We start from the raw sequence: 12,512 nt of genomic DNA, 5'->3' as shown, positions 1-12,512 counted from the left end.
AGTTAGATTGTTAACGACCTGTTGAGATTGAAAATGACCAAGCTACAGTTCGTCGATAGTATTTAGTTACCTTTGTGACTTATGAAACAACCTAATCCAGTACAAGGCTATAAAGTCGATAAAAGCACACTTATTAGTTTAGAAAAAGGAAAAATCCCTCCACAAGCCATTGATTTAGAGGAAGTTGTGTTGGGTGCCATGATGATCGATAAGAAGGGTGTAGACGAGGTCATTGATATTTTGAGTCCCGATGCCTTTTACTTAGAAAAGCACAAACACATCTTTGAGGCTATTTTCAAATTATTTGAAAATAGCGAACCCGTAGACTTATTAACGGTTTCTAGCCAATTAAAGAAAGACGAAAAGCTCGATGTCATCGGCGGTGATTTTTACCTCATTTCTTTGACCCAACGCGTATCGTCTTCTGCACATATTGAGTTTCATGCACGTATCATACTTCAAAAATATATTCAACGTAGTTTGATTAAGATTTCTAACGAAATTATTGAAGAAGCTTATGACGAAACCAAGGACGTTTTCGATCTTTTAGATAATGCAGAAGCTAAGCTGTATGAGGTGACACAAGGCAACGTAAAGAAGTCTACCGAAACGGCCCAGAGTTTGGTCATCCAAGCGAAAAAGAAGATCGAAGAGATTTCAAACAAAGAAGGGTTGAGTGGTATTCCTTCGGGGTTTGATAAACTCGATAAATTAACTTCGGGTTGGCAGCCCTCAGATTTGATTATTGTAGCCGCACGTCCTGGTATGGGTAAAACGGCATTAACGCTAACCATGGCTAGAAATATAGCGGTGAATAGTCAAATCCCCGTGGCCTTCTTTTCATTGGAAATGTCTTCCGTGCAGTTAATCACCCGTTTAATTTCTAGTGAAACCAGTTTGTCATCCGAAAAATTGAGAACTGGGAAGTTAGAGAAGCACGAGTGGGAGCAGCTCAACGTTAAAGTAAAGACCTTAGAAAAAGCGCCTTTGTTTATCGACGATACACCATCGCTCTCCATTTTCGATTTAAGAGCAAAAGCCCGTCGTTTGGCATCACAGTACGGTATTAGGCTTATAGTGATTGACTATTTGCAGTTAATGACCGCAGGCGGTAGTCAAAAAGGAGGCAACAGGGAGCAAGAAATATCGACGATTTCGCGTAACCTTAAAGCCTTGGCTAAAGAACTCAATGTCCCGGTCATAGCACTATCACAGTTGTCGCGTGCCGTGGAAACCCGTGGAGGAAGTAAACGTCCTTTATTATCCGATTTACGTGAGTCTGGTGCCATAGAACAAGATGCGGATATTGTATCCTTTATCTACAGGCCAGAATACTATAAGATTGATGAATGGGACGATGAAGAGCGTTCACCCACAGAAGGTCAGGCTGAGTTTATTGTGGCTAAGCACAGAAATGGTGGATTGGAAAACATTAGACTGAAGTTTATCGGTCACCTTGGTAAGTTCGATAATTTGGATGATTTCGACACGCCCTTTGGTGAATTCCATTCCAAGATGAATGCGGCGGCGAATGACGACACCTTTAAACCCGATAGTTTCCCAGACCTATCTGATGCCTTTGGTGCACCAGAAGATGATGGGGTTCCTTTTTAACAGCAATTTATAGGTTTTGGACCTCTTTTTTGGCGTATCTTTACCGTTCGCTATTGCAAAGATTGTTGCCTCATGTTAGACCAAAGACGTACGACCAATATTTTGTTGCTGATTATCGCTATTCCTATAGTGTTTTATATACTTAAGATTCTATCTTTTATATTTATTCCACTCATATTTTCGATGTTTATCGCCCTATTATTTCTACCGTTAATGCGTTGGTTAGGGAGAAGAAACGTACCCAAGTATATTAGCATCATCATTGTGCTTTTGCTCGTCGCTGGCGGTCTTAAACTAGGGATAGAATTGATTCAGTTATCCAGTAAGGAAATTTTAGCTACAAAGTCAGAGTTCCTTCCAAAGGCTGAATCTAAATTAACGGACCTAAAACTTTATTTATCCGATAGTTTTGGTATTGAAATTGAGCAAGATACAAATCTACTCACACAGTTTTTTGAAAAGGAGAATCTGGGCACCACTATAGGGTTTCTACGTAAATTTATAACCATGCTTTTAATGACTGCCTTTTTTGTGGTGTTGTGGTTGGCAGAATCCATCAACGTGCACAAGCTTTTGAATAATACCATTTTAAAGCAAAAACACACGTCCATAAAAGCATTTATGAAAATAGAAAAAGACCTTATAAAGTTCATTAAGGTCAAGTTTTTGGTCAGTGCTTTAACAGGGTTGTTTACAGGCTTAATGTGTGTATTCTTTGATGTGAGCTTCCCCATATTTTGGGGCTTATTCGCCTTCGCCATTAATTTTGTGCAAATGGTAGGCTCTTTTGTATCGGTCATCTTACTGTCCATTTTTGCCTTTGTGGAGCTAGATCCTTCAAGTACACTCTTATTCTTTATGCTTTCCATAACACTAGTACAAGTGGTTTTTGGCGCGATTTTAGAACCTATATTTATGGGTAAATCCTTCTCTATAAACATCATTGCAGTGTTAGTTATGCTCATGTTTTGGGGCTTCCTCTGGGGTATTCCAGGACTTATCATGGCCATTCCCATTACGGTATTTATAAAAATAATTTTAGAACAATTTCCCAGTACCAAGGTTATTGCCAGCTTATTGTCTGGTAGTGAAACCCAAATTGAGAAGCTTTAAAAATCTTTCGTTCTAATTGACTTGAGTTCGATTTAGATGTCTTCAAACGAAGCCTAGTTATACTAATAAAAGTAAGGCTTTGTTATATCGACAGAGCTCTCCCAATTCCGATAGTCCAGAATACTATTGCGATTGGGAGAGCGACGAGATATCTCATTAGCAGGTTTCAAGCTTTTATTCACATTATTTAATGTATCTTTCTGCTTAAAATTTTTGGTATGGTTCACGGTACGCATAATGCAGTAGAGGATTCAAGAAATAATGATATTCTAATAGCAATTAATGATGAATTGTTCCCCAGAAGTGAAGCTAAAATATCGGTTTTTGATAGCGGTTATTTAGTAGGTGACGGTGTTTGGGAAGCCTTGCGACTACATCATGGCGTCTTAGTCTTTTTAGAAGACCACCTCGAGCGTTTATGGCAATCCGCTAAAACGGTAGGTATGAACTTGCCTTTTACTAAAGACGAATTAACAGCCAAAGTTTGGAACACCCTTAAGGCCAATCAAATGAACGATGGTGTTCATGTTCGTATTATGGTGACAAGAGGTATTAAAAAGACGCCATCCCAAGATCCAAGATTGACCATTTCTGGACCTAATGTGGTCATCATTCCGGAATACAAAACCGCGTCTGAAGCATCGAAGGACAAAGGAATCACACTATTCACCAGTACGATTCGAAGAGGATCGCCAGACTATTTAGATCCAAGGCTCAATTGTCATAGTAAACTGCACGAGGTACAGGCCTTAATTCAAGCCATAGAAGCAGGAGCCGATGAAGCTCTAATGTTGGATGTCAATGGTTTTGTAGCCACCTGTAATGCCACAAACTTCTTTATTGTGAAAGGTAATGAGGTATGGACATCGACGAGTAAATATTGTATGAATGGTATTACCAGAGCTAAAGTTATTGAGGTCTGCAAGGCTCAGGATATCGTCTGTTTAGAAAAAGACTTTTCGCTATTTGATGTTTATGGAGCTGATGAAGCCTTTGTCACCGGCACATTTGGTGGGCTAACACCAGTCACCAAAATAGATGGGCGAATTATAGGTAAGGGTGAATTTGGTACAATGACCAAAAAGCTAAGTCAACTATATGAGGAATTAATTTTAGAATCAGTAAATCATGGATAACATAAAACGCATTTGCTTGTGGTCTGGGCCACGGAATATTTCTACAGCTTTAATGTATGCTTTTGCCCAACGTAAAGACACTAAAGTCTTTGATGAACCCTTATACGCCTTTTATTTAAAACATCATCCCCAAGCCCATAGCTATCATCCCGGCGCACAAGATATTTTAAGGACCATGGAGAATGATGGTCAAAACGTAGTGGATATGATGCTTTCCAATAGTGAAAAACCAGTACTATTTTTTAAGCATATGACACATCACTTGTTAGGTTTAAATCGGGATTTTATGAAGGACACCATTAATGTGATTCTAACAAGAGATCCCGAAGATATGCTGCCTTCTTTCGATAAGGTCATTCAAAACCCGACACTAGAAGATGTTGGCTATGCGCTTCATGTTGAATTAATCGATTATTTTAAAAAACACAGTATCCCCTTTACTGTTTTAGATGCTAAGCGGGTTTTAGAGGATCCCAAGCAGCGCTTAATCAAATTGTGTGATTTTGCAAGCATACCTTTTGATGAAGGCATGTTGTCCTGGGAGCCACAACAACGTGAGGAAGACGGTATTTGGGCTAAATATTGGTATGCCAATGTGCATAAATCCAGTGGATTCTTAAAGTATCAGCCAAAAGAAGCCCCTTTTCCGGAGCATCTTAATAAGCTTCTTAAAACCTGTCAGCCGCATTACGACAAGCTGCTCGAATATGCGCTATAGCTCTTAAAAGAATTATAATTTATGTCTATGCAGACTAAATTTTGAGTATATTTCGTTATAATACCAGTTTAATAATGAATTTTTGTACCGAAAACGAAGTTGCTTTTGCGTTATATGACGCTGTGATTGATTTGCATAGCATTAGCTACGGAAATCTATGAACAAGAAAATAGAACATAAAATGAACAAGTTTGAATGCAATAATTCGTTGTTAAGCTGGTATAAATTCATGATGTTGAAAAGAATTGCCCTTATCATATTTGCTATTTGCTTAAGCGCGAATGCTTATGCGTCTTATATTCTCATTCCTATGGATGCGGAGTCACAAAAGAACCATCTAAAAGCCTATGGTGTCACCTATTGGACGCTAGAGCGGGAGCTAAAGGTGAAGTGGCTGCTCAATTATAGAGGTGGATCATTCTTATTGCCAGATGCAGAGATCATACAGCGCGAATGCCAGATACGAGGCGTCTCCTTTGAAGTCATTTCAGATGCTGAAGCAGCTCAAATTCTTGAAGACATTAGTAGCCCAGCCGTTAACCAGGAGGCTGTGGTTTTAGAAAAAGCACCGAAGATAGCCGTATATACACCTTATGGAAAACAGCCTTGGGACGATGCAGTGACTATGGTGTTGACCTATGCCGAAATTCCTTATGAAACGGTTTACGACGAAGAAGTTTTAAAAGATGAACTCTTATTATACGATTGGTTGCATTTGCATCATGAAGATTTTACCGGACAGTATGGTAAATTTTATAGAAGTTACCGTTCCGCCGCATGGTATATAGAAGAAAAGAAGGCTGCCGAGGCCTTGGCGAAAAAGTTGGGCTATAGTAAGGTGTCTGATGCCAAGTTGGATGTTGCCCTAAAAATTAGGGATTATGTCGTAGGTGGAGGCTTTATGTTTGCCATGTGCTCGGCGACGGATAGTTTTGATATTGCCTTATCGGCTGAAGGTGTCGATATATGCGAGCCTATGTTTGATGGTGATGGTAGTGACCCAGGCTATCAAAACAAGATTGATTATTCTAGAACATTCGCTTTTAAGGATTATACCTTGGAAAGAAGTCCCAATGTTTATGAGTTCTCATCAATTGATATGACACAAAAACGCCAGATCCCTTTTAAGACGGATTATTTTTCACTTATGGAATATTCGGCGAAGTGGGATCCCATACCAACGATGTTAACCCAAAACCACACATCTTTAGTGAAAGGTTTTATGGGCCAAACCACATCGTTTACAAGAGCTCAGATAAAATCTAATGTTTTGGTCATGGGTGAAAATAGAACTAATGGTGAGGCCAAGTATATTCATGGCATTAAAGGCAAGGGTTTTTTTACATTTTATGGCGGTCATGACCCTGAAGATTACACACATAGGGTAGGAGACCCTAAAACCGAATTAGACCTGCATCCCACCTCCCCAGGATACCGTTTAATCTTAAATAATGTTTTATTCCCAGCTGCTAAAAAGAAGAAGCAGAAGACTTAAAAACGGTATTGATGAGTAGTAGACTACGATCGTTTCTTCAATTGTTCTTTTCTTCGGTGATCTATTGGCTTGTAGCGTTTGCGTTATTCTTTGCCATTAGATACAATGGCATAATACAGGAATTAGCTATATATACAGATGAAGATTTAGGCATACCTATAACATCATTTTATAATTATGGCATTATACTCGGACTCTTATTAGGCGTGTGTTATGCGATTATCGAATTCTTGTTTGATGAATTTTTAAGTAAGAAGCTTATTCTTGGAGTGGGCTTGGTCTCAAAGTCGCTAATTTATCTAATACTGATAATTGTGGTGTTGAGTTTGCTATCTTTTAAAATTGAAGAACAAATAGATATTGATCTACCTAATGAGAGAGGTTGGTGGCATACAAATGCATTTTTTTGGACTACGGTAGTTTATTTTGTGACGGCGTCCATTGTGTTTTCTCTTATAAGAATTGCAAATGACAAATTTGGTAGAGGCATGTTCTTAAATACGCTCTTGGGAAAGTATAGAAAACCGAGAGAAGAAGAACGGATATTGATGTTTTTGGATTTGAAGGATTCTACCAAAATAGCAGAAAAATTGGGTCATATTAAATACAGCAGGTTCATTCAGGATTGCTTTAAGGATTTAAATAGAGTTTTGAGCAGATATGATGCTGAGGTATACCAGTATGTGGGTGACGAAGCTGTGGTAACTTGGGCCACAAACAAAGGCTTTAAAAAGAACAACTGTATTCGTCTGTTTTTTGGATTCACGGAACAATTAAAAAAACGCCATCACTACTATACATCCAATTTTGGTTTCGAACCTATTTTTAAGGCAGGTATCCATTTTGGTAAGCTCATGATTGCAGAAGTCGGTACCTTAAAAAAGGAAATTGCTTACCACGGAGACGTCATTAATACAGCCTCAAGAATTCAGAGCCTTTGTAACACCTATAATGCATCACTTTTAGTATCCGAAACCACACTGAAAAACATCAAGTTTAAGGAGCAATTTACTATAGATTCAATGGGGGTCTTAAAGCTAAAAGGCAAAGAAAAGTCCGTAGAGGTGTTTGGAGTTTCAAACTGATTTACAATAAACTGAAAACACTTTAGAGTGGAAGAAGTCAGAAAGTTTTTAGACAAAGTATATCCGATGAGTCAATCTGATTGGGATTTTTTTTCTTCAAAACTGCAAAAGGTATGCTTCAAAAAGAATACAATACTATTGAAACAAGGACAGGTAGAAAACCATTTATCCTTTATTTCTAAAGGCGTTGTTAGATTTTATATTCATGGAGAAGACTATGATTTAACCTTCGGATTTTTATTTGAAAATGACCTTTTTACGGCGTATGATTCATTCATCTCTCAAAGCCCGTGTGCGTATCAGACCCAAGTATTGGCAGATGCCATTTTATGGAGAATAACCTTCAAAGACCTTCAAGAGGTTTATCAAAAAACAGAAAAAGGAAATTTAATAGGTCGAAGAATGGCGGAACGCATGTATATCATAAAGGCTAAAAGAGAACTTTCTTTACTGAGTAAAACAGCAGAGGAGCGCTATTTAGATCTATTCTTGGAGAGACCAAAATTGATAAAACATATTCCGTTAAAATATATAGCATCTTATATTGGCGTCACTCCACAAGCACTCAGTCGAATAAGAAAGCGAATTACTTAACTTGGGTTCATTGTCTTTCCTAAACGGATTTAGGTTCTTTGTAACGTAAATAGGAAAACAACATGAAACCACTTATTGTACTCATATCTAGTTTTATAATCGCTCTTTTTGTAACATATTTTTTCAAAAAAGCCTTTGATTTTATGCTATCAGCAAGAATAGCCTTGTCAATGATGCTATGCTTTACGGCAATTGGGCATTTTGTATACACCAATGGAATGGCTATTATGATGCCAGAATTTATTCCGTTCAGGAAAAATCTTGTTTACCTAACAGGACTATTAGAAATCGTTTTTGCTATGGCCTTACTCGTACCAAAATTCCAAGTAATAACAGGTTGGGCAATACTAATTTTTCTCATACTCGTGCTTCCTATAAATATTTATGCGTCTATAAATACAATAAATTATCAGAAAGGAACATTTGATGGGCCTGGTCTTTCTTACTTATGGTTTAGAATTCCATTGCAAATACTCTTTATCATTTGGACTTATGTCAGTACAATTCGAGTTTATTGAAATATATTGACATGTGGGTTTGTAAACTTAAATGAGTTTTAAATATGTATTAAATTTAACGTGAGTTTGAAGTAAGAATTCAAAATTGGCTTGTTTTATTTTAATAAAATAAAAACTTGTCTCCTTGAGCGCAGTCGAAAGGTCTTTAACATCTGGTTTCCAGTTAGGTTTCGACTGCGCTCAACCTGACATAAAGCATTAATTGACTGATAATCAAGATTTAAATAAAACTTTTAAATCGAACTCACGTTAAATCTATGTCATGTGATGACATATAATTAAGTTTTAAGAACAACAAATAGATTAAATTAAATTCAGCATGCAATTTTTTCAAAAAGAAATACGATTAAAACCTTATACTAGAGGATTTCATTTAATCACAAGGGATGTGTTGAATGCCATTCCTGAAATCAATCAGATCGCTATTGGCCAATTACAAGTATTTATAAAGCATACGTCTGCAAGTCTGACCATCAATGAAAATGCAGACCCAACGGTGAGACAGGATTTTGAAAGCCACATGAATAAGATGGTGCCCGAGAATCAACCGTATTATAGGCACACATTTGAAGGTTCGGACGATATGCCTGCACACATAAAAGCCTCTTTAATGGGAGCTTCAGTCCAGATTCCAATAACGCAAGGGAAACCGAATCTTGGAATTTGGCAGGGTATTTATCTCTGCGAACACAGGAATAATGCTTCAGGGAGACACATAGTTATTACAGTCTTTGGAAATTAGAGCATAAAAAAATCCGACTCGTTAGAATCGGATTTTTTGTTAAGCGAAATGTTGTTATAAATTTGGCTAAAAGCCCTTATTTAACTTTGTTTACTATAGCTTCAAAAGCTTCAGGGTGATTCATCGCTAAATCGGCAAGAACCTTACGGTTCAATTCAATATTATTAGCTTTTAATTTACCCATAAATTTTGAATAGCTCATACCGTGTTGTCTGGCACCGGCGTTAATACGCATAATCCATAAGGCACGGAATGTTCTCTTTTTGTTTCTGCGATCTCTGTACGAATATTGCATCGCTTTGTCAACCGCGTTTTTAGCTACTGTCCAAACGTTTTTACGTCTTCCCCAGTAGCCTTTGGCTTGCTTAAGAACTTTTTTTCTTCTAGCTCTTTTTGCAACTGAATTTACTGATCTTGGCATTTCTTTTAATTGTTTTTTGTAGTAGGCGGTCTATAAATAGACACTTGCTAAATTTTTTTGCCTAACTCCAGGGTTTATAAATTAATTTAACCGGTTAAAACCTAATTACTTTAAGCGTAACATGGTTTTAACATTATTCTCGTCAGACTTATGTACTAAAGTATCATGAGTCAACGCAAGCTTACGCTTTTTAGATTTCTTAGTCAAAATATGACTCTTGAAAGCGTGCTTTCTTTTAATCTTACCAGTGCCAGTTAGTTTGAAACGTTTCTTAGCACTCGATTTTGTTTTCATTTTAGGCATTTTGTCCTAGTTTTAATTTACGTTTCGCTTATTTTATACACCGAAGCCTTTGGCGAAGGTGTGTCCTTTTTACTTAGTCTTCTTAGGCGCCATGAACATAATCATGCGCTTTCCTTCGAGCTTAGGCATTTGTTCTACTTTGCCGTACTCTTCCAGATCTTGGGCCAGTCTCAATAACAAGATTTGGCCTTGCTCCTTAAATACGATCGAACGTCCTTTAAAAAACACAAAGGCCTTTAGCTTAGCTCCATCTTTTAAGAACTTAATGGCGTGCTTCTTTTTAAATTCGTAATCGTGATCGTCGGTTTGAGGACCAAAACGAATTTCTTTAACAACCACCTTAGAGGCTTTAGATTTTAAAGCTTTCTCCCGTTTCTTTTGTTCGTAAAGAAACTTTTTATAATCCATAATCTTACAAACAGGAGGGTTCGCGTTAGGCGAAATTTCAACTAAATCTAAACCTTGCTCGTCGGCCATGGCCAGTGCTTTCTTAATGGGATAAACTCCCACTTCTACATTGTCTCCAACGACTCTGACTTCTTCAGATCTAATTTTAGAATTTATACGGTGCTTGTCCTCTTTGACTTCACGTCTATTATAATTCCTTCTGTTTCTACGTATTGCTATGGCTTATATAATTTTAATTAAACGTTATTTACTTGAAAGTTTTTAAGCTTTCACTTACTTTTTCTTTTATTATTTGCGAAAATGCTTCTACACTAATTCTGCCAAGATCTTCACCACCGTGTTGTCTTACAGAAATGGTATTGTCATTTTCTTCTTGCTCACCGACAATAATAATATACGGAAACTTCTGTATTTCAGCTTCACGAATTTTCTTACCAACGGTTTCATTTCGATTGTCAGCGAGGGCGCGAATTTCGTTATTTTCTAGCAAATTTAAAACTTTTTCCGCGTATTTTTCGTATTTCTCACTCACCGACAACACAATAGCTTGTTCTGGCATTAACCAAATCGGGAAGTTTCCTCCGGTATGTTCTAGTAAAATAGCTACAAAACGCTCCATACTTCCAAAAGGCGCTCTATGGATCATTACCGGTCTATGTAGCTCATTATCACTACCCTTATAAGTCAGGTCAAATCGTTCAGGAAGATTGTAATCCACTTGGATAGTTCCAAGTTGCCATTGACGTCCTAAAGCGTCCTTTACCATAAAATCCAATTTAGGACCATAGAAGGCGGCTTCACCTGTTTCGACAATATAGTCTAATCCTTTATCCTTTGCTGCATTTAATATGGCTTGTTCAGCCTTATCCCAATTTTCGTTACTTCCGATATATTTATCAGGATTATCAGGGTCCCTTAAAGATACCTGCGCTTTAAAATCTTCAAAACCTAAAGAACTAAATACATAAAGTACCAAATCAATTACTTCCTTAAATTCAGCATCCAATTGATCAGGAGTACAGAAAATATGGGCATCATCTTGTGTAAAACCTCTCACACGGGTTAAGCCGTGTAACTCACCACTTTGTTCATAACGATATACCGTACCAAATTCTGCAAACCGTACTGGTAATTCCTTATAAGAATAAGGTCGCGTTTTATAGATTTCGCAATGGTGCGGGCAGTTCATGGGTTTTAATAAGAACTCTTCACCTTCAGCAGGGGTGTTAATGGGTTGAAAACTATCCTCACCATATTTAGCAAAATGCCCTGAAGTGACATACAAGTCCTTATTACCAATATGAGGTGTAACGACCATTTGATAGCCTGCCTTTTTCTGTGCAGCTTTCAAGAAATTTTCTAAACGTTCCCTTAGTTCAGCACCTTTAGGTAACCATAAGGGTAATCCCTGACCAACAGTTTGTGAAAACGCAAAGAGCTGGAGTTCTTTTCCCAATTTTCTATGATCACGCTTTTTGGCTTCTTCCAATAAGTGGAGATATTCCGTAAGTTCTTTTTGTTTTGGAAATGAAATACCGTAAACTCTTGTTAATTGCTTTTCGTTTTCATCACCTTTATAATAAGCACCAGCAACACTTAAAACTTTTACGGCTTTAATAATGCCTGTATTTGGAATATGGCCTCCTCGACACAAGTCAGTGAATGAGGAATGATCACAAAATGTGATGTCACCATCTTCCAATCCTTCGATGAGATCAACTTTATATTCATTTTTACCGTCATAATAAGATAGTGCCTCTGCTTTGGAAACCTCTCGCATTTTAAAATCGTGCTTTCCACGTGCGATCTCCATCATTTTGTTTTCAATCGTCTTGAAGTCTTTTTCGGAAATAACATCATCGCCTAAATCCACATCATAGTAGAAACCATTTTCAATAGCAGGCCCTACCCAAAGTTTAACACCTGGATAAAGTTCTTCTAAAGCTTGGGCAAGTACATGGGCCGAAGAATGCCAAAATGCTTTTTTACCTGCGTCGTCTCTCCAGGTATATAATGTAAGACTACCATCTGTGGTCAATGGAGTGGTGGTTTCAACAACAGTGTCATTGAACTTTGCCGAGATAACATTACGCGCGAACCCTTCGCTAATATCTACAGCCACTTCATAAGGCGTTATAGCTTTGTCAAAAGCTCTAACCGAACCATCAGGTAGAGTTATATTAATCATTATATATAGTTATAAAATTGAGGCCACAAAGATATATCTATATATATAAAGGACAAAGTGAAGTTTTGAATAAAAATTCATGATTCTAGATTATTGTAAATTAGGGATATAAATATATGTTGAAAACAATTTCATTTTTTTCATTGCCAAGAAGAAAATGGGTTATATATTTGCGCC

The 12,512-nt window shown here is 37.4% G+C and carries 13 protein-coding genes; 9 read left to right on the top strand and 4 right to left on the bottom strand.

Annotation, left to right across the window (positions count from 1 at the left end):
* Positions 1-81 precede the first annotated feature (81 nt).
* The 9 genes from dnaB (at position 82) to ACO052_RS17295 (ending at position 9,015) form a co-directional block, all read left to right on the top strand.
* Entirely contained in the window at positions 82-1,614 is a 1,533-nt protein-coding gene (gene dnaB, locus ACO052_RS17335; protein ID WP_422105047.1) for a replicative DNA helicase, read from the top strand.
* A gap of 72 nt (positions 1,615-1,686) precedes the next feature.
* Positions 1,687-2,727 (top strand): AI-2E family transporter, encoded by a 1,041-nt coding sequence (locus tag ACO052_RS17330; RefSeq protein ID WP_422105046.1) that lies wholly within the window; start codon positions 1,687-1,689, stop codon positions 2,725-2,727.
* Between the two features lie 218 nt (positions 2,728-2,945).
* Positions 2,946-3,863 (top strand): aminotransferase class IV, encoded by a 918-nt coding sequence (locus tag ACO052_RS17325; RefSeq protein ID WP_422105045.1) that lies wholly within the window; start codon positions 2,946-2,948, stop codon positions 3,861-3,863.
* Positions 3,856-4,581 carry a sulfotransferase family protein gene (locus ACO052_RS17320; RefSeq protein WP_422105044.1) on the top strand — a complete coding sequence of 242 codons (726 nt, stop codon included), beginning with the start codon at positions 3,856-3,858 and terminating at the stop codon, positions 4,579-4,581. Before ACO052_RS17325 ends, ACO052_RS17320 begins: the two co-directional genes overlap by 8 nt.
* A gap of 310 nt (positions 4,582-4,891) precedes the next feature.
* Entirely contained in the window at positions 4,892-6,076 is a 1,185-nt protein-coding gene (locus ACO052_RS17315; protein ID WP_422108080.1) for an asparagine synthetase B, read from the top strand.
* Between the two features lie 11 nt (positions 6,077-6,087).
* Positions 6,088-7,161 carry an adenylate/guanylate cyclase domain-containing protein gene (locus tag ACO052_RS17310; RefSeq protein ID WP_422105043.1) on the top strand — a complete coding sequence of 358 codons (1,074 nt, stop codon included), beginning with the start codon at positions 6,088-6,090 and terminating at the stop codon, positions 7,159-7,161.
* 27 nt (positions 7,162-7,188) lie between these two features.
* Positions 7,189-7,755, top strand: coding sequence for a Crp/Fnr family transcriptional regulator (locus ACO052_RS17305; protein ID WP_422105042.1), 567 nt, complete (start codon positions 7,189-7,191; stop codon positions 7,753-7,755).
* Positions 7,756-7,817: 62 nt separating this feature from the next.
* Positions 7,818-8,273: a hypothetical protein gene (locus tag ACO052_RS17300; RefSeq protein ID WP_422105041.1), complete on the top strand. Its 456-nt coding sequence runs from the start codon at positions 7,818-7,820 to the stop codon at positions 8,271-8,273.
* A 319-nt stretch (positions 8,274-8,592) separates the two neighbouring features.
* Positions 8,593-9,015, top strand: coding sequence for a secondary thiamine-phosphate synthase enzyme YjbQ (locus tag ACO052_RS17295; protein ID WP_422105040.1), 423 nt, complete (start codon positions 8,593-8,595; stop codon positions 9,013-9,015).
* A gap of 76 nt (positions 9,016-9,091) precedes the next feature.
* Here ACO052_RS17295 and rplT read toward each other — a convergent pair whose 3' ends face one another.
* The 4 genes from rplT to thrS form a co-directional block, all read right to left on the bottom strand.
* Entirely contained in the window at positions 9,092-9,436 is a 345-nt protein-coding gene (gene rplT, locus ACO052_RS17290; protein WP_073081329.1) for a 50S ribosomal protein L20, read from the bottom strand.
* Positions 9,437-9,541: 105 nt separating this feature from the next.
* Positions 9,542-9,739: a 50S ribosomal protein L35 gene (gene rpmI / locus ACO052_RS17285; RefSeq protein WP_053975390.1), complete on the bottom strand. Its 198-nt coding sequence runs from the start codon at positions 9,737-9,739 to the stop codon at positions 9,542-9,544.
* A 69-nt stretch (positions 9,740-9,808) separates the two neighbouring features.
* Positions 9,809-10,303, bottom strand: a complete 495-nt coding sequence (infC, locus tag ACO052_RS17280) for a translation initiation factor IF-3 (RefSeq protein WP_422108079.1) — start codon at positions 10,301-10,303, stop codon at positions 9,809-9,811.
* Between the two features lie 91 nt (positions 10,304-10,394).
* Positions 10,395-12,335, bottom strand: coding sequence for a threonine--tRNA ligase (thrS, locus tag ACO052_RS17275; protein ID WP_422105039.1), 1,941 nt, complete (start codon positions 12,333-12,335; stop codon positions 10,395-10,397).
* Between the last annotated feature and the right edge of the window lie 177 nt (positions 12,336-12,512).

The organism is Winogradskyella sp. (assembly GCF_965228925.1).
GTDB lineage: Bacteria > Bacteroidota > Bacteroidia > Flavobacteriales > Flavobacteriaceae > Winogradskyella.
Note: the sequence above shows the minus strand (reverse complement) of the source record. Positions and strands in the feature narration are given on the sequence as shown.

What these genes read in the sequence shown, in the direction of transcription:
- dnaB (WP_422105047.1), top strand. Translation starts at nt 82, where the DNA reads ATGAAACAACCTAATCCAGTACAAGGCTATAAAGTCGATAAAAGCACA.
- ACO052_RS17330 (WP_422105046.1), top strand. Translation starts at nt 1,687, where the DNA reads ATGTTAGACCAAAGACGTACGACCAATATTTTGTTGCTGATTATCGCT.
- ACO052_RS17325 (WP_422105045.1), top strand. Translation starts at nt 2,946, where the DNA reads ATGGTTCACGGTACGCATAATGCAGTAGAGGATTCAAGAAATAATGAT.
- ACO052_RS17320 (WP_422105044.1), top strand. Translation starts at nt 3,856, where the DNA reads ATGGATAACATAAAACGCATTTGCTTGTGGTCTGGGCCACGGAATATT.
- ACO052_RS17315 (WP_422108080.1), top strand. Translation starts at nt 4,892, where the DNA reads ATGGATGCGGAGTCACAAAAGAACCATCTAAAAGCCTATGGTGTCACC.
- ACO052_RS17310 (WP_422105043.1), top strand. Translation starts at nt 6,088, where the DNA reads ATGAGTAGTAGACTACGATCGTTTCTTCAATTGTTCTTTTCTTCGGTG.
- ACO052_RS17300 (WP_422105041.1), top strand. Translation starts at nt 7,818, where the DNA reads ATGAAACCACTTATTGTACTCATATCTAGTTTTATAATCGCTCTTTTT.
- ACO052_RS17295 (WP_422105040.1), top strand. Translation starts at nt 8,593, where the DNA reads ATGCAATTTTTTCAAAAAGAAATACGATTAAAACCTTATACTAGAGGA.
- rplT (WP_073081329.1), bottom strand. Translation starts at nt 9,436, where the DNA reads ATGCCAAGATCAGTAAATTCAGTTGCAAAAAGAGCTAGAAGAAAAAAA.
- rpmI (WP_053975390.1), bottom strand. Translation starts at nt 9,739, where the DNA reads ATGCCTAAAATGAAAACAAAATCGAGTGCTAAGAAACGTTTCAAACTA.
- thrS (WP_422105039.1), bottom strand. Translation starts at nt 12,335, where the DNA reads ATGATTAATATAACTCTACCTGATGGTTCGGTTAGAGCTTTTGACAAA.